Below are 16,707 nucleotides of genomic sequence, written 5' to 3'. Positions count from 1 at the left end.
GCTTTCGAGCAGGCTTTTTGCTTTTCCGCGCCAGCTGCGCGGCCGGAGGGCGAAGGCTCCCCTCCAGCAATGGCGCCCCTAGCGCAAACTCTCTTCCTTCAGGTCTATCTCCCGCAGCACCTCATAAAAGGTGATATCGCTAATGTTGTGAGCGCGACGCAGCCGGAACAGCTCCTGACGCTGGGCGATAATGACCTCTCTTTGCATATATTTCTCCAGCCTGGCGCGCTTCGCCAGCTCCAGCCCGACGTCCTGCCCTTCGTCATTGTCGTTATAGTGAAGCCGACGCTGGTAGGTTTCCAGCAGCATATTGCCGGCATCCGCCCGCAGGGCCTGCTCAGTGGGATCCTCCACCGGCTCGTCGAGTAGCGCATTTAGCCGGTTGATGGCCACTTCGGTCATGACGGCGCCAATATCGTCCTTGCCGGTGTCATGGGGTAAATCATCGGCAAGATAGCGGGTCATGAACGGCAGACCGATAGCCGCCACCACCAGCGACATCAGGATCACCGCCATTGAGAGAAAGATCAGCAGTTCGCGGCCCGGGAATGGTGAACCATCCGCCAGCACCGCCGGCAGCGTCAGAATACCGGCGAGCGTCACGGAGCCTTTAACCCCCGCCAGCGCCATGACGGCGAGGATGCTGAATCGCGGACGGACGGTGATGGCCTTGCCCCGGCGTTTACGGCGAAAAATGGTCAGCGTCATCGACAGCCATACCCAGGCGAAACGCATCAGACCGAGCGCGAGAGTGATGGCCACGGCGTACAGCAGCAGATACCAGGGCGAAGGGACGCCGGCCTGGCTGGCTACCGCCGGCAACGTCCTGAGCATGCGGGGCAACTGCTCGCCCAGCATCAGGAAGATCATCCCATTGAGGGTAGTCTGCAGCATGGACCACACCGCGCTGCTTTTCATGCGCGTCGCGGGAAGCCGTGGCCCCGACAGCTGCTCATAGTGCATCGCAATGCCGGCGGCGACGGCGGCAAGAATGCCGGAGACATGGAACGCCTCGGCCAGCAGGTAGGCGGCGAAGGGGATAAGCAGGCTGATCAGGATCTGGATGGCCGGCTCCTCGCGAGTGCGCCGCACCAGAAAGTTATTACATTTGCCGGTGACCCACACCACCACGAGCCCACTGAGGATACCCCCGAACGCCATCAGGAAAAACTTCATCACCGCCTCTCCCGGTGAGAAGCTGCCGGTCAGCACCGCGGCGATGGCAAAATTAAAAGCGACGAGACCCGAAGCATCGTTTAACAGCGACTCCCCTTCGAGGATATGCGCCATCCGGGAAGGCAGCGGCGAGCTGGCGGTCATTGCCGATACCGCCACCGGATCGGTGGGTGACAGAATCGCCGCCAGGGCGAACCCCGCCGCCACGGTAATCGCCGGAATAAGCCAGTGAATAAACAGGCCAATACCGAGGATAGTCACCATCACCAGGCCTATCGCCAGCGACAGAATCGGCTTCATATCGCGGAAAAACGCGTCTTTCGGGATCCGCCAGCCATCGAGGAAAAGCAGCGGCGGGATAAACAACAGCAAAAAGATGTGCGGATCGAAATCGACCTGAAAACCACCGGCGGCCAGCGCGGCGCCCGCCGCAATCTGGATCAACGGCAGCGGCACTTTAACGGGCAGAAGATGGGAAATGAACACCGTCACCACGATGGCCATGATAAAGACCAGCACAATAGCGATTAGCGACATTCCTCCCCTCCTTTAACGGCAATATTCATTCTGTACATCAGGCTGTTATTCCTTTTTCGCAGGTGTGGTTTCAGCGGCGGGTTATTTATCCAGACGCCGATAATAAAGGACAGGCTTTCCTGTCTGGCGGCGTGTTTATTTAAACTGAGGTGGCAACCGGCGCCCGTTCAGGGGGGACAATGTGTTTTATCATGCCGGCATTGTCAATCCGCCATGGTCTGCAAATCATCGTCAGCCCGGCAATATAATCTCTACCATTCATCCTTATCATTCCGTGGCGACCAGAGAGATATATGGTCAGCGGAATAGCCTCAGCGGATTGATATTCTCTGTCGTAACGGCCCGATATCCATGCATTAGCCATTATGGATAATCCGCGTCGCCTTCATAAGCCGAATGCCTCGAAATCCCGCCCTTCGCTGCCATACATTGCTTGCCCCATACCAGGATTGGGGGTACTCTGACAAACAATTAAACCACACGGTCTAAATGATGAATCCCGCTATCTCCGCCAACCTGAAGCCCCGCCGCGGCCGACCGCCAAAGGCCGATCGGCAGTTTGTCGACACCCGCCAGGCGCTGATTCGCTCGGGCCTGGAGGTGCTGACCGAAACGGGCTATCTCGCGGCGGGGATTGATGCGGTAATCAAGAATATCGCCGTGCCAAAGGGGTCGTTTTACCACTGTTTCAAAAGCAAGGAGGCCTTTGGCCTCGCCGTGCTTGCCGCCTATGGCGACTACTTTGCGCATAAATTAGATAAATTCCTGCTGGACGACGCCGTGCCGCCGCTGGAACGGATGGCGGCCTTCGTGCGAGATGCCGGTCAGGGAATGGAGAAATACCAGTTTCGTCGCGGCTGTCTGGTAGGCAACCTGCTGCAGGAAGCTCCGCTGTTGCCCGAGGCATTTACCCAGCGGTTGCAGGCCATCCTGGCGGCATGGGAGGCGCGCGTGGCCCGCTGCCTGCACGAGGCGCAGGCTGCCGGGGCGATCGCCAGCGACACCTCACCGGAGGCGCTGGCCCAGGTGTTCTGGATCGGCTGGGAAGGCGCGGTGATGCGCGCCAGGCTGGTCCAGTCCGCCGCTCCCCTTAACCAGTACTGGGATTTCTTTGCGCACAATATGATGACAATAACACCTGCACAGGACGGCGATAGCGCCGATAACTCCCTTCAGACGAGGAATACTCAGTCATGAAAGCATTAGTTCTGGACCAGATTGACAACCGCACCGTGGCCGCCGTCAAAGCGATTGACCTGCCCGCCCTTGCCGAAGGCGACGTGCGGGTCGCCATCGACTGGTCGAGTCTCAACTATAAAGATGCCCTGGCGATCACCGGCAAAGGCAAAATCATCCGCCAGTTCCCGATGGTGCCGGGGATTGATTTTGCCGGCAGGGTAAGTGAAAGCCGCGATCCGCGCTTTGTTCCCGGCCAGGCCGTGATCCTCACCGGCTGGGGCGTGGGCGAAAACCACTGGGGCGGTCTGGCCACCGAGGCCTGTGTCAAAGGCGACTGGCTGGTTGCCCTGCCGGAGGCACTCAGCGCGCGCCAGGCGATGATCATCGGCACCGCCGGCTTTACCGCAATGCTGTGCGTCGATGCCCTCGTCAGTGCGGGCATCACCCCGGAAAACGGTGATATCCTGGTCACCGGCGCCAGCGGCGGGGTCGGCAGCACCGCCGTGGTACTGCTGAAAGCGCTCGGCTACCGGGTGACAGCCGTATCGGGCCGCGAGTCGACGCACGATTACCTTCGCCAGCTCGGCGCCGACGCCATCCTGCCACGCAGCGACTTCGCAGAGACCCGCCCGCTGGAGAAACAGCTGTGGGCGGGCGCGGTGGATACCGTTGGCGGCACGATGCTGGCTAAAGTGCTGGCGCAAACGCAATATCGCGGCTGCGTCGCCGCCTGCGGTCTGGCCGGGGGCTTCGATCTGCCGACCACCGTAATGCCGTTTATTCTGCGCAATGTGCGTCTGCAGGGGGTGGATTCGGTGATGGTGCCCACCGCAGAACGCGACGCGGTCTGGCAGCGTCTGGCCCAGCTGCTGCCGGAGGGCTACTACCAGCAGGCAGCCACCGAAATCACGCTGGAGCAGGCGCCAGCGTATGCCGCAGATTTCCTCAGCAACAATATTCATGGCCGCACGCTGGTCAACATCGGCCAGTAATTCTCTCCTCCCGGCGCCCTATGGCGCCGGTCCCCCGGGCGATCCTGACATATCATTTCCTTCCCCACGGGATTATGATGACGCGAACGAATGGCTTTGCGAGTGGTAAAGAACGTAAATGGATGTCATAAGCATCATTATGGCGGCGGGCAAATCGTCCGTTGACGTCGCGCTGTATACGCTGTTGCCGATCATGGTGATCATGCTGATTATCATGAAATATCTGGAGGTCCGCGGCATCCTCGATGTGATTGTGCGCTGGGTTGCGCCATTGCTGAAGCCCTTCGGCTTAACCGGGATGAGCGCCTTCGCCCTGATCCAGATTAACTTTGTCAGCTTCGCCGCCCCGCTGGCCACGCTGTCGATTATGGACAAACGCGGCGTTTCTGACCGGCAAATGGCCGCCACGCTGGCCATGGTCTTCGCCATGGGGCAAGGCAACGTCTTCTATCCCCTCACCCCTTTCGGCCTCCACTGGCTGGCCTCGATCGTTATCTCAGTGGTCGGCGGCCTGTGCGCGGCGGCCGTCGCCTGGCACGTCACCGGACGGCGCTTATCGGTCGCCGAGAATCCTCGCGCGGAAACGCTGCCCAACGCCGAGCAGAACAGTCAGGGCATTCTGGCGGTGATCAATAGCGCCGGCTCCGACGCCATCCGCCTGGCGCTCGGCGCGGTGCCGATGCTGATCCTGTCGTTAACCATCGTCGGACTGCTGCAGGGCGCTGGCGCCATCGACCTGCTGCAGCAGCTGCTGAAACCGGTGCTCGGCTGGCTGCACATTCCGCAGAACTTTGTGCTGCCGGCGCTGGTGAAGTGCGTCGCCGGAGGCACCGCTTACTTTGGCGTCATTTCCGAGCTGATCCAGCAGGGCAAAGTCACCGTCAGCCAGGTCAACGCCTCGGCAGGCCTGCTGATCCAGACCTTCGATCTGCCCGGAATCGGTATTTTCCTCGGCATCAGCTCACGGTTTGTCCGCCTGTTTCGCTTCGTGGTTCCCGCGGCGATCGTCGGCATTCTGCTGCGCACCGTCCTGCACCTGAGCCTCTTTTAACGCCTGCGCGCTGGCCTGCGCCTTCAGGCAGGCCACTACCGCCGCCTGTTCGCCGCAGGCGATATGCTCATCGACGCGCGCCAGCATCCACGGAAAGAAAGGATTAGAGGTGACGCGCATTAACGTCTCCAGCCCCACGCTCAGCGTTCCGGTTTCTCCACGCAGTGAAATGGTGCCCAGGCTAATGCCGTAGCGGTTCTTCTCGTCCGGCTCGCGGCCATACAGCGAGTCGCTCAGGGGAAACGGCACCGCCACATGCGACAGGGAGTACATATCCGCCGGCCAGGCAAGGTGTAGAGGATAACGATGCTCTTCCCGTTCCTGCGCCAGCGTAGTGCGGGCGACGGTCTGCAGCGTGTGCGCCGTCGCGTTGGTCACCACCGTGGTGGTATAGGCCCTCGGCGCCGGCGGCAGCAGCGTATTCACCGCCGCATAGAGCGCGGGACGGAACAGGACACGGAGATCCGCCGCCTGGTTTATGTCGAACACCACCAGCTCACTGCCGTTGTCCGGCAGGTAGCGATACAGGGACTCCACCACCGCCCGGGTGCTGACGGTGGAATCCATCACCGACTGAAAGGTGAGGACTGGCGGCAGCGCTTTCAGCTCCCCCTGACGGGACGCACGAATAATCTGCTGCTGCAGCGCCTGGCTTAACAGCCAGGACTGTCTCGCCGCTTTTACCGGAAAAGAGTTGTACTTGAACGGATTAAATTCAGGCGCCACGTTTAGCCAGGCCGCGCGGGCAAACGCCGGGAAGATGGACGGCAGCCCGGCGAGACCGGCAAAACGGGCAAACGCCGTCACGCCGATCATCGGCGACAGCAGGATAATCTGCTGCGGCTGGCGCAAATGGCTGTCCTCCAGGCTATCGAGGGCATACTTGAGCGCCAGCGCGCCGCCGTTAGAGTAGCCGACCAGATGCAGCGGCACGTCCGCCCCGGCCAGGCGCGTCGCTTCGCGCACCGCCAGACGCGTTGCCGCCAGCCAGGTCTCCCAGTCAACGGCGGTTAACGCCCCCGGCGCGGTGCCATGGCCCGGCAAACGCGGCGCCACCGCCACATAGCCCCGCTGCCGCCAGAGTTGCGCCAGATAGCGCACGCTGTAGGGCGAATCGGTCAGGCCATGGAGCAGCACCACGCTGCCGCGCGGTTTGCCCTGCGGCAATAGTACAAAAGAGCGGTTCCAGTCCTGCGTAAACTGCCCCGGCCAGACCCGGCTATGGCGATAAAAGCGGTTGACAGGGGTTTTATCTTCTTCCGGCAAGGCCTCTGTCACCTCGCGCTGAAGATCGGCGAAAATCGTTTTCTCCCGCGCCAGATACTGGGCAAAGGTCGCCTGGTCGATCTCTTTGGCCGTCATCTCGTTGCCATGCCAGGTATGCCAGGAATGCAGCGCGGGGCCGCGCTGGGACTCATAGATCCGTCCGGCGAGAAACACCACCAGCAGCGCCAGCACCGCAACGATCCCTTTTTTTAACAGTGAGCCAATAACGGCGCCTGACGTTCGCCAGTGGCGTAAAACATGCTTCATGACGCTCTCTCTATTATTTTTCGCATAGCCGAACTCAGCTGCCCTATTCCTGACAGGCTATTTTCACTGTCTGCTTCTCAGCATAGCCATCGGCTCCGGCAAATTAAACCCGGCAGATCATTCATGTTCAGCGAAAAAAAGCCTACCGCTGAGATCAACGTTAGGTCGCCTATTTTTAAACACTGTATAAACCAAGGGGATAATCTTATTGTCAGGCCTTCAGGAAACATGAATTATCGGCAGGGATGTGATCAGGACAGGAAGATATAGATGGAGTGGTGGGTAAAAAAAGTGAGAAAAAATTCAATGACCAGCCCCTGCTGCGTCGTGCTTCAGAGCGGTACATTAGCGATGATTGCTGAAATTGAAGCCTGTCGCCTTCACCTGCAGGAAGGCGATAAACTTACTCCGCTGGCCGATGCGCGTTATTGTCTGAATAATAACCCGACACAGACGTTGAAGATCCTCAAAGCAACCCATTATAGCAGTGAGCGCTGGGCAAACGCCGGCAAATAAATCGGGTCCGACCCCTTTGCCAGAGATGATCGGGGTCTCTTCGCATCTGACAGATAAATTCCCCTTCGCCCTTTTCACGCTGTGACATACTATCGGGAATGTCAGCAGACCTGAAACAAGGAGCGAATCATGAATAACAAGGCCGCCAGTCTGACCCCGGAACAAGCGCTTGCCGAGCTGGAAGCGCGCTATGAAGCCTCGGTCACGGCATTACGCAAAGCCATCGGCGACTATATCGACCATAATACGCTCCCCGATACCGAAGCCCGCGCGGAAGGTCTTTTTGTCTACCCGCAGCTCTCGGTCTCCTGGGACGGCGCCGATCATAAAGCCCTCAAAACGCGCGCCTGGGGACGTTTCACCCATGCCGGGTGCTATACCACCACCATCACGAATCCGAAACTGTTCCGCCACTATTTGCTGGAACAGCTGACCCTGCTGTATCAGGACTATGGCGCGCATATCAGCGTCGAGCTGTCGCAGCATGAGATCCCCTATCCTTACGTGATAGATGGTTCCACCCTGACACTCGACCGCTCGATGAGCGCCGGTCTGACGCGCTATTTCCCTACCACCGAGCTGTCGCAGATTGGCGATGAGACCGCAGACGGCCTGTTCCATCCTACCGAGTTCTATCCGCTGTCGCACTTTGACGCCCGCCGCGTCGATTTTTCGCTGGCGCGTCTGCGGCACTATACCGGCACGCCGGCGGAACACTTCCAGCCCTACGTGCTGTTCACCAACTATACCCGCTACGTGGATGAGTTCGTCAGCTGGGGCTGCAGCCAGATCCTCGATCCCGACAGCCCCTATATCGCTCTCTCCTGCGCCGGCGGGATCTGGATCACCGCCGAAACCGAAGCGCCGGAGCAGGCCATTTCCGATCTGGCGTGGAAGAAGCACCAGATGCCGGCCTGGCATCTGATCACCCACGACGGCAAAGGGATCACCCTGATTAACATTGGCGTCGGCCCGGCCAATGCCAAAACCATCTGCGACCACCTGGCGGTGCTGCGCCCGGATGTCTGGCTGATGATCGGCCACTGCGGCGGCCTGCGCGAAAGCCAGGCCATCGGCGACTATGTGCTGGCCCACGCCTATCTGCGCGACGACCATGTACTGGATGCGGTGCTGCCGCCGGATATTCCCATCCCCAGCATTGCCGAAGTGCAGCGCGCCCTGTACGACGCCACCAAGCAGGTGAGCGGGATGCCGGGCGAGGAGGTGAAGCAGCGGCTGCGTACCGGGACGGTGGTCACCACCGACGACCGTAACTGGGAGCTGCGCTATTCCGCTTCCGCGCTGCGCTTTAATCTCAGCCGCGCGGTGGCTATCGATATGGAGAGCGCGACCATCGCCGCCCAGGGCTATCGCTTTCGCGTCCCCTACGGCACGCTGCTCTGCGTCTCGGACAAACCGCTGCACGGTGAGATCAAGCTCCCCGGTCAGGCCAACCGCTTCTATGAGGGGGCCATCTCTGAGCATCTGCAGATCGGCATCCGGGCCATCGATCTGCTGCGCGCCGAGGGGGATCACATGCACTCGCGTAAGCTACGCACCTTCAACGAACCGCCGTTCCGCTAACCGGCAACGGGGGAAGAGAGAGGAAAACGCTGGCGTTCCCCGCAGGGGAGCGTCAGCGCTCGGGTGAGCGAAACGAACGGCCCGGCGGTGGCTCCGGTTTTTTCGTCCGCAAGGAAACAGGCAGACAGAAAAGCAAAAAGCCTGCTCGAAAGCAGGCTTTTTTAAATTTGGCTCCTCTGACTGGACTCGAACCAGTGACATACGGATTAACAGTCCGCCGTTCTACCGACTGAACTACAGAGGAATCGTGTGAACGGGGCGAATATTAACGATGACACCGGACGCTGTAAAGCCTGTTTTTAATAAAATGAATCGTTTGCCGAATTATTCCTCACTTTGCGCAAAAAATGGCGTTTATCCGGCAAACGGATCAGGTTTCCGGCGTTGAGGCCTTAACCCGCGGGTACTTCCACAGCCAGCGACCGCTCACCATGCGGAAGTAAAACAGCGCGCCGCGCACGGCCCAGTCGAGCACCATCCCTAACCAGACGCCGATCACCCCCATCCCCAGCACGATGCCCAGCGTATAGCCCGCCACCACCCGACAGCCCCACATGCCGAGCATCGACACCCACATGGTATAGCGTACGTCACGGGCGCCTTTAAAGGCGCAGGGTAAAGTCCACGACAGCGACCAGATCGGCATAAACAGGGCGTTGAGCCACAGCAGCTGCTTCACCACCTCTTTTACATCCTCTTCATGGGTATAGAAAGAGGCGATAAAGCCCGCGAACGGGGCGCTGCCCCAGGCAATCAGCGTCAGAATAATGGTCGACAGCCAGAACACATGCCAGGCCTGGAATTCCGCCTGACCAATCTGCCCTTTCCCCAGCCGCTTGCCGGTGATGATCGTCGAGGCGGAGCCGAGGGCGTTGCCCGGCAGGTTAATCAGCGACGCCACCGAAAAAGCAATGAAGTTGCCGGCGATAACGTTGGTGCCCATCCCGGCGACGAACATCTGGGTCAGCAGCTTACCGCCATTGAAGAGAACCGATTCGATACTGGCCGGGATGCCGATCCCCATCACTTCCCAGATAATGGCGAAGTTAAAGGGTTTGAAGTAGCCTTTCAGCGACAGCCGCAGCGCGGGATTGAGGCCCACCATCAGCACCCAGATAGTGGCGATGGCGCCAATATAGCGGGCAATGGTCAGCCCGAGACCGGCGCCGACAAAGCCCAGCCCCGGCCAGGAGAAGAGGCCATAGATGAGCACGCTGCTGATTAGGATATTGAGGATGTTCATCCCGCCGTTGATCAACAGCGGGATTTTAGTGGTACCGGCCCCGCGCAGCGCCCCGCTGCCGATCAGCGCAATCGCCGCCGCCGGATAGCTCAGCACCGTCAGCTCGAGATAGGTCAGCGCCAGGTCCTTGACCTGGGGGGTGGCATCGCCGGCGACAAAATTAATAATTTCCTGACCAAAGGCGTGGATCACCCCCGCCAGCACAATGGAAAACAGGGTCATAATGGCCAGCGACTGGCGCGCGGCCGCTCTCGCCCGCCGCCGATCTCGCTTGCCAAGGCTAAAGGCCACCACCACCGTGGTACCCAGATCGATGGCGGCAAAGAACGACATGATCACCATGTTAAAGCTATCGGCCAGACCCACCCCGGCCATGGCCTCTTTTCCCAGCCAGCTGACAAGGAAGGTGCTCAACACCCCCATCAACAATACGCAGGCATTTTCCAGCAGGATGGGCACAGCGAGGGGGCTGATTTCGCGCCAGTACAGCACACGATAACGCTGACGTTTTTTAAACCAGGATGTCCGTTCGACTGCCTGGCGTACGGCGGAGGTGACGTTCAAGAGAGACCTTAGTGAGAGATGTTGAAACAACATTTCAAATGATGATCGAGAAATGGATATCCTGCAAAGTATTTTTCCGTAATAATTGTCGGAAATGACAACAAATTGTTGATGGAAGCGGCAGTTGCACCTGAACGGACGAATTGATGTTTGACAAAAGATTTTTCGCCGCTAAGATACGACTCCACACGATTCCTCTGTAGTTCAGTCGGTAGAACGGCGGACTGTTAATCCGTATGTCACTGGTTCGAGTCCAGTCAGAGGAGCCACATTTAAGAAGCCTGCTTTCGAGCAGGCTTTTTGCTTTTCTGCGTCTCTGGCCTTAGCGCAGAATCGCATCCAGCCCGGCAAGCACCTCATTGACAACGGCGACAGGTATGCGTTTCAGACGCTTGCATTTCGCTACCGCCGCCCTACGCCCCAGGTATCCTCCATGAACGCGCCACCGCTCAGCCTGAAAAAGCGCCCGGCGGTAGGATGATTTTGCTGACGCTTGCGGGTGAGATAGCGTGAATGAATCACTCTGTCCCATGTCTTATAAGGAGGCGCCATGAACCTCAGACAACAGCAGCAGCAGGCGTTTGACCGCAGCGGTCAGCCGCTTATCGTCGGCGACGTCAACCACTGTCCACTGCCGCCGGAGACCCTCGCCGCGCTGGGTCCGGATTCCCCCTATGTGGCGCAGGTATACGGTTCGGGTCTGACCGGCGAGGTTTACCGGCTGCGCATCGCCGGTAAAGAGTATAATTTAAAGAAACGACGCGCCGTCGCCGGCGTTGCCAACCTTAACGGCCAGCTGTCGTTTTTGAATGAGGTACAGCGCCGGCAGGCGTTGCAACGGCTGAAGGATGACCCAAATACCGCACCGCGCTTCACCCACATCGTCCCAACGCTGTATGCCGACTATCGCCTCGGCATCCTGCTCTCCCCCTGGATCGATGGCGAGCCGATTCACCAGCTGACCCCGCCGCTGATCGCCCAGCTGTTCACCACGCTGGAAGCCTGCGAGGAGCAGGGGCTGATGGAGTGGGATCTCTGTAGCGGGAACCTGTTGGTGGACCGGGAGGAGCAGCTGTGGCTGTTCGATTTTGGCTATATGTATCCCTTCGACCCGCTGAAAGAATTCAACAGCAACGGTCTGGCCGATCCCCTGTTTCACTTTGTCGAGCGCTTTGAGACCCGCTTCTTTTTTAGCTGGCTGATGACCCGGGTGCCCGATGCCGAACAGCAGCTGGCGCAGTATCGCGAGATGAAGCGGCTGGCCGTCGAAAGCTACCGGCGCAAGCTGGTCTGGCTTCGCGCCCGGCGGGCAGCCCCGCAGGTGCAGGCTCATTTTCAGCAGATAACGACGCGCTGGGAGACGGCGCTGGCTGACCCTGCCGCGCTGCGCCGCTTGTTCGCCCTGGAAGCCTTCCGCTCCCATGTGCTGGATATTGAAGACGACCTGCATGGCCAGTCCTGCACCTTGCTCACCCTGCAACGTATCGACTGGGTGATAGGCCAGCTGGAACAGCATTATCGCTTTATCGCCGACGAAGGCGGCCTGTTTTACGACAACGCTGGGAAATCGCAGCAGGCGCTGCTCGGTGACTATGCGCAGAAGCGGCAGCAGGCGCAGCAGTACCTGCTCAATGCCGCCGCGGCAAAGGATTAACGGCGTTCGCGCCCCTGTTTCTGCTTCGCCTGATACATCAGGCGGTCGGCGGTGGCCACCAGCGCGTTGAGACTGGGATGGCTGGCGGGATCGTACTCGACGCAGCCCCAGGAGAACGCCAGCTGCCAGGGGTGAGCCGCCTGTTGATTGAAACGCGCTACGTTGTGGCTGAGCGTCTCCATTGCCGCCGCGGCATCGTGGCGGCTGGTATTGGCGAACAGAATAATAAACTCATCGCCTCCCTGCCTGGCGAGGATATCGGATTCACGGAAGGCGCTTTTCATCAAATCGGCGATGGCGATCAGCGCGCGATCGCCCTCTTCATGCCCCCAGGTATCGTTGATGTGCTTAAAGCGATCGAGGTCGACAAACGCCAGGCTCACCGGCTCATGGCGGCGCTGGGCCGTCAGCAGGGCATACTCGGCGAGGGTGAGGAATCCCCGGCGGTTAAACAGTCCCGTCAGCTCATCGGAGGTTGCCGCATCCAGCACCTTGAACTCATCCTCCACGATCGCCGCCAGATCGCTTAAGATCTGTATTTCATGCGCGGAGAACGAACGCGGCTGATGGTCCATCAGACAAAAAGACCCCACCGTCGCGCCATCCGGCAGCTGAACCGGGTACCCGGCGTAAAAGCGGATAAACGGCGCCTGAATCACCAGCGGATTGTCGTGAAAACGCTCGTCCTGCTGCATGTCGTTAACGATAAGCGGGTCGGTTTGCAAAATGGTATGGGCGCAAAATGAAATATCTCTCGGCACCGTGTCCACATCCAGACCGGCACAGGATTTGATGTGCAGCAGATCTTCCCCTACCAGGCTGATGGAGGCCACCGGCAGGTTATACAGCGAACGGGCAAGCCTGGTCAGGCGATCAAAGCGTTCTTCTTTTCCGCTATTCAACAGCCCGGAAGAGCGAAGCGATTGCAGGCGACGCTGCTCGTCGGGATGAAGTCCGGCTAATTTCATTGTCTCTCTCTTGTCTCTTGCGCAGAATTCCACCGGGATTCCCGCTGGAAACCCGGTGTTTTATCCTGCCAGGGGAAAAATAGTCGTCAGGTATCCCATGAGTTAAGCAGATTTCCCCTGCTCGTCAACCGGCGCGCCCCGGCGACTGGCGGCCAGGGCGCTGGCGGAAGGCCATTGACGGCTTTCCGCCCGGCGAAAGGGAAGATCAGGCGCGGATAAACGCCAGCAGGTCGGCGTTGATGGTATCGGCGTGAGAAGTGTGCATCCCGTGCGGGAAGCCAGGATAAATGATCAGCTGGCTGTTGGGCAGCAGCTGGTCCTGCAGGATAGCGGCATTTTTATAGGGAACGACCTGATCGTCATCCCCCTGCATAACCAGCACCGGCAGCGTAATCGACTTAAGATCTTCGGTCTGGTCGGTTTCTGAAAACGCCTTGATGCCTTCATAATGGGCTTTGGCGCTACCGATCATCCCCTGTCGCCACCAGTTCTGGATCGTCCCCTGCGACACCTCCGCCCCGTCACGATTGAAGCCATAGAACGGGCCAGAGGCGACGTCGAGATAGAACTGGGCGCGGTTAGCCGCCAGCGCTTTGCGGAAACCGTCAAACACCTCGATCGGCGTGCCGCCAGGATTCTGTTCGGTCTTGACCATCAGGGGCGGGACGGCGCTGATGAGCACCGCCTTCGCCACCCGCCCCTGCGGCTGACCGTAGCGGGCCACGTAGCGGGCGACCTGGCCACCGCCGGTAGAGTGTCCAACATGGACCGCATTGTGCAGATCCAGATGCTCCACTACCGCCGAGACGTCTGCCGCATAATGGTCCATATCATGCCCCTCGCTGACCTGATCGGAGCGGCCATGGCCCCGGCGGTCGATAGCGATGACCCGAAAACCTTCGGCAAGGAAAAACAACATCTGGTTATCCCAGTCGTCGGCGCTTAACGGCCAGCCGTGATGGAAAACAATCGGCTGAGCTTCCTTTGGACCCCAGTCTTTGAAGTAAATATTGACGCCGTCTTGGGTGGTGACAAATGCCATGTTACAGACTCCTCTCTCAGGATAACCAGCCTGCAGGCCCGTGCCTGGGCTGAATGCCGACGGCGGCCGGCTGAGATGCCAGCCGCGCAGGAATGTGATGCCAGTAACAGTGTAGAAGAAATTTATCACCCCGCCGGACGACTTATCCCGTCTCGCTTGATCGGCTCGCTCAAGCCCAGCAAGCGCCAGCGGCTACGCCGCACTCTCCTGCTGGCGGATCCGCACAATCAGCGCGCCGAGCAGCGCCCAGTCCAGCAGCACGGCGAAGGCAAAGCACACACCGCCGCGTCCTGCCCCGGCGGTGTGCCAGGTCAGCAGCGTCGCCGCGATGGCGACAGCCACGCTCAGCGCCGTGGCGCCGCTGACGCGGCTACCCGACAGTGCCGCCCGTCCCGCGGCAACGCGCCAGGCGACAGCCGCCCCCGCGCTGCCGAACGTCACTCCGGGGAGCAGCGCCGGCCAGGCCTGGCCGCCATACCACGCCACCAGCGCCAGCAGCCAGCCGGCCGCCGACAGCAGGAAAGCCCAGCGCGTTGCCGCCAGGGGCGCCCGATAGAGCCTGGGCTGCGCGCGCGCGAATCCCCATCCGGCGCCGAAGGCCGCGATCAGGAGCGCCAGCAGACCCAGCGTGCCGCTCGCCCCGATAACGGGAGCCATGATTAACAGCAAGGCCCCGGCGGCGAAGAGCACGCTGAGAGCGATGGCGCGGCCGCGCGGGTCGATGGTTCCCGCCGCGTCCGCGGCGGCATGGTGGTGTAAAACGTGCATATTCAGCTCCTGACACTGTAAACGACATGAAAATAACTCATGCCATCGTCTTTACATGCCCGTAGCCTATCGCCACTATACAGGGACACACAAACGCATAGTTTTCAGCCATAGATGAGAAAAACTCAGCCATGAGAACACCCCGCCTGCCGCCGCTGGGCGCCCTGCGCGCCTTCCACGCCGTCGCCCGCCAGCGTAGTTTTAAACTGGCCGCCGGGGCGCTCGGCGTCAGCGCGACGGCGGTCAGCCATCAGATTAAACTGCTGGAATCGGTCCTGGAGTGCCGGGTCTGCGAGCGCAGCGCGCAGGGCGTCAGCCTGACCGCCGACGGCGAGATCCTCTACGCCGCCACCCAGCGCGCCTTCAGCGCCCTGGAGCAGGCCGTTGTGCAGATAGCCCAGGCCCGCCAGCCGCCATCCTTAACCGTCACCACCACCTCCAATTTTCTCACCCACTGGCTGGTGCCACGGCTGGCGGACTTCACCGCCCGCTTTCCGGCTATCGACCTGCGTCTGCACACCAGCGTCGAACGGGTGGATCTGCATCTGGGCACGGTGGACGCCGCGATTCGCTATCGCGAAACGCCCGAGCCGGATCTGTGCTGTACGCTGCTGCATGAGGATCGCTTTATCGTGGTCGCCAGCCCGACGCTGGCCCTCAGTCGGCCTGACGATCTGGCGGAAGTAACACTGTTTCACGTCGCCAACCGGCACGTACCGGCGGATTCGCCGAGCTGGGAGAACTGGCGTCGCCGCTATGGACCGCCGACGCTGAATATTGACACGGGGTTAACTTTTAGCGATGAAACCCATGCCCTGCAGGCGGCGGTGGCTGGCCAGGGGGCGGTGATCGCCAGCGAACTGCTGGCGCGGGATCTGCTGCAGCGCGGAGTGTTATCCGCGCCATTCAGCAGCGCGTTACCGGGCGCCAGCTACTACCTGGTCACCACCGAGGCGGCAGCGCAGCGGGGGGATATTATCGCGCTGCGGGAGTGGCTGGTGGGGCAGATGGCCTCGGGCGACAGCGGCCAGCCGGCAGCGGGATAGCGGCCTTACCAGCCGCAAACGTTGGTCTCTTCGTCGGACTCATAGCCGCGGACGATATTGATCAGCTCCTTCACTGCATCGGCCGCGGCGAGCGGATCGCGCAGCGCCGCCAGCGAGGAAAAGCTTTTATCGACCGAGACGCCGTTATTGTTATTGGTGACCGTCAGCACAAACTCCCCCTCTACATTGTCGTCCGGCAGATCGCTCAGCAGCCCATTAACGGCCTCCACCGCCTGCTGCGGAATATACAATGCCATCGGTTTGAGGAATATTTTTTCTTGTTTCCGCTGAAGGCGGCCATTCTCTACCGCTAAGGTATAACCTTTATTTTCACTGTTCATGCTTTTAGCCCTCGATAAGAATATTCGGATCAACATAGAAGTCGACATTAAATACCGTGTCCTCCGACAGGGCCTCAATGCAGTGCCATTTTTCCGGCGGAAAAACGCCAAACTGGCCGGCTTCAATGGTCAGGGTTTCAACCGGCTCGGGGCTGCTCTCATCGGCATAGCCGAGATAGCGGATCGCCCCCTGCATCACCGACAGCCGGGGATAGACTCCCTGGCGGGTGCCAGCGTCCAGATGGCGGCGCCAGATAGAGGCCGGCGCGGTCTCCTTTGTCCACAGCGGCGTGCTGCGGGTATGAACGTAATGGGTGGGAATAATAATTCGTCGCTGCATGATTGCGCCTCACTTTACCGTCGCACAGGATACGGTCAGAAATAATCGATATGATGCATATCATATACCTCTTTCAAAGGGGAAGGATATTATTTTGCTGGTGAATTTTACCTCTACTCCTTTTTATACCCCTCAGGGATTAACGCTTTGATAAAATAAAAAAGGCGATTACA

At 59.8% G+C, this 16,707-nt stretch carries 15 protein-coding genes, 2 tRNA genes and 1 pseudogene; 8 read left to right on the top strand and 10 right to left on the bottom strand.

All coding sequences use genetic code 11. From position 1 onward, the window contains the following. Nucleotides 1–78: 78 nt before the first annotated feature. A complete protein-coding gene (locus ACLH1I_RS02415) occupies nucleotides 79–1,713 on the bottom strand; it encodes a Na+/H+ antiporter (protein ID WP_004203499.1) in 1,635 nt (544 codons plus the stop codon). A 492-nt stretch (nucleotides 1,714–2,205) separates the two neighbouring features. Between ACLH1I_RS02415 and ACLH1I_RS02410 the strand changes: the two are divergent. The 3 genes and pseudogenes from ACLH1I_RS02410 to ACLH1I_RS02400 all read left to right on the top strand — a co-directional run bounded on the left by ACLH1I_RS02410 (nucleotide 2,206) and on the right by ACLH1I_RS02400 (nucleotide 4,935). Beyond that, a pseudogene (locus tag ACLH1I_RS02410) lies at nucleotides 2,206–3,031 on the top strand (TetR/AcrR family transcriptional regulator). Continuing rightward, nucleotides 2,970–3,884: an MDR family oxidoreductase gene (locus tag ACLH1I_RS02405; protein ID WP_227680094.1), complete on the top strand. Its 915-nt coding sequence runs from the start codon at nucleotides 2,970–2,972 to the stop codon at nucleotides 3,882–3,884. Before ACLH1I_RS02410 ends, ACLH1I_RS02405 begins: the two are co-directional and overlap by 62 nt. Before the next feature lie 118 nt (nucleotides 3,885–4,002). Further along, complete coding sequence (locus ACLH1I_RS02400) at nucleotides 4,003–4,935, top strand: nucleoside recognition domain-containing protein (RefSeq protein ID WP_017900815.1); 933 nt, start codon at nucleotides 4,003–4,005, stop codon at nucleotides 4,933–4,935. Here the strand turns inward: ACLH1I_RS02400 and ACLH1I_RS02395 are convergent. Next, a complete protein-coding gene (locus ACLH1I_RS02395) occupies nucleotides 4,846–6,468 on the bottom strand; it encodes an alpha/beta hydrolase (RefSeq protein ID WP_049004400.1) in 1,623 nt (540 codons plus the stop codon). The two genes, ACLH1I_RS02400 and ACLH1I_RS02395, sit on opposite strands and share 90 nt — an antisense overlap. 270 nt (nucleotides 6,469–6,738) lie before the next feature. On the opposite strand from ACLH1I_RS02395, the gene pmrD reads away from it, so the two are divergent. Further along, the gene (gene pmrD / locus ACLH1I_RS02390) at nucleotides 6,739–6,984 is read left to right on the top strand and encodes a signal transduction protein PmrD (protein WP_004203504.1); all 246 of its coding nucleotides are present in this window, start codon (nucleotides 6,739–6,741) and stop codon (nucleotides 6,982–6,984) included. 129 nt (nucleotides 6,985–7,113) lie between these two features. Continuing rightward, on the top strand, nucleotides 7,114–8,568 hold the full coding sequence (locus ACLH1I_RS02385; protein WP_004203506.1) for an AMP nucleosidase: 1,455 nt from the start codon (nucleotides 7,114–7,116) through the stop codon (nucleotides 8,566–8,568). 168 nt (nucleotides 8,569–8,736) lie between these two features. On the opposite strand, the gene ACLH1I_RS02380 is transcribed toward ACLH1I_RS02385, so the two are convergent. The 3 genes from ACLH1I_RS02380 to ACLH1I_RS02370 form a co-directional block, all read right to left on the bottom strand. Continuing rightward, nucleotides 8,737–8,812: transfer RNA gene (locus ACLH1I_RS02380), tRNA-Asn, on the bottom strand. Nucleotides 8,813–8,938: 126 nt separating this feature from the next. Beyond that, a complete protein-coding gene (locus ACLH1I_RS02375; RefSeq protein ID WP_032456343.1) occupies nucleotides 8,939–10,375 on the bottom strand; it encodes an EmmdR/YeeO family multidrug/toxin efflux MATE transporter in 1,437 nt (478 codons plus the stop codon). Between the two features lie 8 nt (nucleotides 10,376–10,383). Beyond that, nucleotides 10,384–10,563, bottom strand: coding sequence for a DUF5951 family protein (locus ACLH1I_RS02370; protein WP_219633510.1), 180 nt, complete (start codon nucleotides 10,561–10,563; stop codon nucleotides 10,384–10,386). A gap of 5 nt (nucleotides 10,564–10,568) precedes the next feature. Between ACLH1I_RS02370 and ACLH1I_RS02365 the strand changes: the two genes are divergently transcribed. After that, a tRNA-Asn gene (locus ACLH1I_RS02365) sits at nucleotides 10,569–10,644 on the top strand. A gap of 281 nt (nucleotides 10,645–10,925) precedes the next feature. Continuing rightward, a complete protein-coding gene (locus ACLH1I_RS02360) occupies nucleotides 10,926–12,029 on the top strand; it encodes an AarF/UbiB family protein (RefSeq protein WP_064149672.1) in 1,104 nt (367 codons plus the stop codon). On the opposite strand, the gene ACLH1I_RS02355 is transcribed toward ACLH1I_RS02360, so the two are convergent. From ACLH1I_RS02355 to ACLH1I_RS02345, 3 genes are all read right to left on the bottom strand, one after another. Continuing rightward, complete coding sequence (locus tag ACLH1I_RS02355) at nucleotides 12,026–12,997, bottom strand: sensor domain-containing diguanylate cyclase (protein ID WP_004203513.1); 972 nt, start codon at nucleotides 12,995–12,997, stop codon at nucleotides 12,026–12,028. The two genes, ACLH1I_RS02360 and ACLH1I_RS02355, sit on opposite strands and share 4 nt — an antisense overlap. A 205-nt stretch (nucleotides 12,998–13,202) precedes the next feature. Next, complete coding sequence (locus ACLH1I_RS02350; RefSeq protein ID WP_004203515.1) at nucleotides 13,203–14,039, bottom strand: alpha/beta fold hydrolase; 837 nt, start codon at nucleotides 14,037–14,039, stop codon at nucleotides 13,203–13,205. A gap of 192 nt (nucleotides 14,040–14,231) precedes the next feature. After that, nucleotides 14,232–14,807 carry a hypothetical protein gene (locus ACLH1I_RS02345; RefSeq protein ID WP_032456345.1) on the bottom strand — a complete coding sequence of 192 codons (576 nt, stop codon included), beginning with the start codon at nucleotides 14,805–14,807 and terminating at the stop codon, nucleotides 14,232–14,234. A 131-nt stretch (nucleotides 14,808–14,938) separates the two neighbouring features. Between ACLH1I_RS02345 and ACLH1I_RS02340 the strand changes: the two genes are divergently transcribed. Continuing rightward, nucleotides 14,939–15,853 (top strand): LysR substrate-binding domain-containing protein, encoded by a 915-nt coding sequence (locus ACLH1I_RS02340; protein WP_198080162.1) that lies wholly within the window; start codon nucleotides 14,939–14,941, stop codon nucleotides 15,851–15,853. Nucleotides 15,854–15,858: 5 nt separating this feature from the next. Here ACLH1I_RS02340 and ACLH1I_RS02335 read toward each other — a convergent pair whose 3' ends face one another. Continuing rightward, complete coding sequence (locus ACLH1I_RS02335; RefSeq protein ID WP_151385333.1) at nucleotides 15,859–16,194, bottom strand: DUF1869 domain-containing protein; 336 nt, start codon at nucleotides 16,192–16,194, stop codon at nucleotides 15,859–15,861. Nucleotides 16,195–16,198: 4 nt separating this feature from the next. After that, nucleotides 16,199–16,534, bottom strand: a complete 336-nt coding sequence (locus ACLH1I_RS02330; RefSeq protein ID WP_198080164.1) for a DUF1971 domain-containing protein — start codon at nucleotides 16,532–16,534, stop codon at nucleotides 16,199–16,201. Between the last annotated feature and the right edge of the window lie 173 nt (nucleotides 16,535–16,707).

Origin of the sequence: Klebsiella sp. 1SOBk10mer, from assembly GCF_046602535.1 — a bacterium.
Classification (GTDB): Bacteria; Pseudomonadota; Gammaproteobacteria; order Enterobacterales; family Enterobacteriaceae; genus Klebsiella; species Klebsiella quasipneumoniae.
Note: the sequence above shows the minus strand (reverse complement) of the source record. Positions and strands in the feature narration are given on the sequence as shown.

What these genes read in the sequence shown, in the direction of transcription:
- ACLH1I_RS02415 (WP_004203499.1), bottom strand. Translation starts at nt 1,713, where the DNA reads ATGTCGCTAATCGCTATTGTGCTGGTCTTTATCATGGCCATCGTGGTG.
- ACLH1I_RS02400 (WP_017900815.1), top strand. Translation starts at nt 4,003, where the DNA reads ATGGATGTCATAAGCATCATTATGGCGGCGGGCAAATCGTCCGTTGAC.
- ACLH1I_RS02395 (WP_049004400.1), bottom strand. Translation starts at nt 6,468, where the DNA reads ATGAAGCATGTTTTACGCCACTGGCGAACGTCAGGCGCCGTTATTGGC.
- pmrD (WP_004203504.1), top strand. Translation starts at nt 6,739, where the DNA reads ATGGAGTGGTGGGTAAAAAAAGTGAGAAAAAATTCAATGACCAGCCCC.
- ACLH1I_RS02385 (WP_004203506.1), top strand. Translation starts at nt 7,114, where the DNA reads ATGAATAACAAGGCCGCCAGTCTGACCCCGGAACAAGCGCTTGCCGAG.
- ACLH1I_RS02360 (WP_064149672.1), top strand. Translation starts at nt 10,926, where the DNA reads ATGAACCTCAGACAACAGCAGCAGCAGGCGTTTGACCGCAGCGGTCAG.
- ACLH1I_RS02355 (WP_004203513.1), bottom strand. Translation starts at nt 12,997, where the DNA reads ATGAAATTAGCCGGACTTCATCCCGACGAGCAGCGTCGCCTGCAATCG.
- ACLH1I_RS02350 (WP_004203515.1), bottom strand. Translation starts at nt 14,039, where the DNA reads ATGGCATTTGTCACCACCCAAGACGGCGTCAATATTTACTTCAAAGAC.
- ACLH1I_RS02345 (WP_032456345.1), bottom strand. Translation starts at nt 14,807, where the DNA reads ATGCACGTTTTACACCACCATGCCGCCGCGGACGCGGCGGGAACCATC.
- ACLH1I_RS02340 (WP_198080162.1), top strand. Translation starts at nt 14,939, where the DNA reads ATGAGAACACCCCGCCTGCCGCCGCTGGGCGCCCTGCGCGCCTTCCAC.
- ACLH1I_RS02335 (WP_151385333.1), bottom strand. Translation starts at nt 16,194, where the DNA reads ATGAACAGTGAAAATAAAGGTTATACCTTAGCGGTAGAGAATGGCCGC.
- ACLH1I_RS02330 (WP_198080164.1), bottom strand. Translation starts at nt 16,534, where the DNA reads ATGCAGCGACGAATTATTATTCCCACCCATTACGTTCATACCCGCAGC.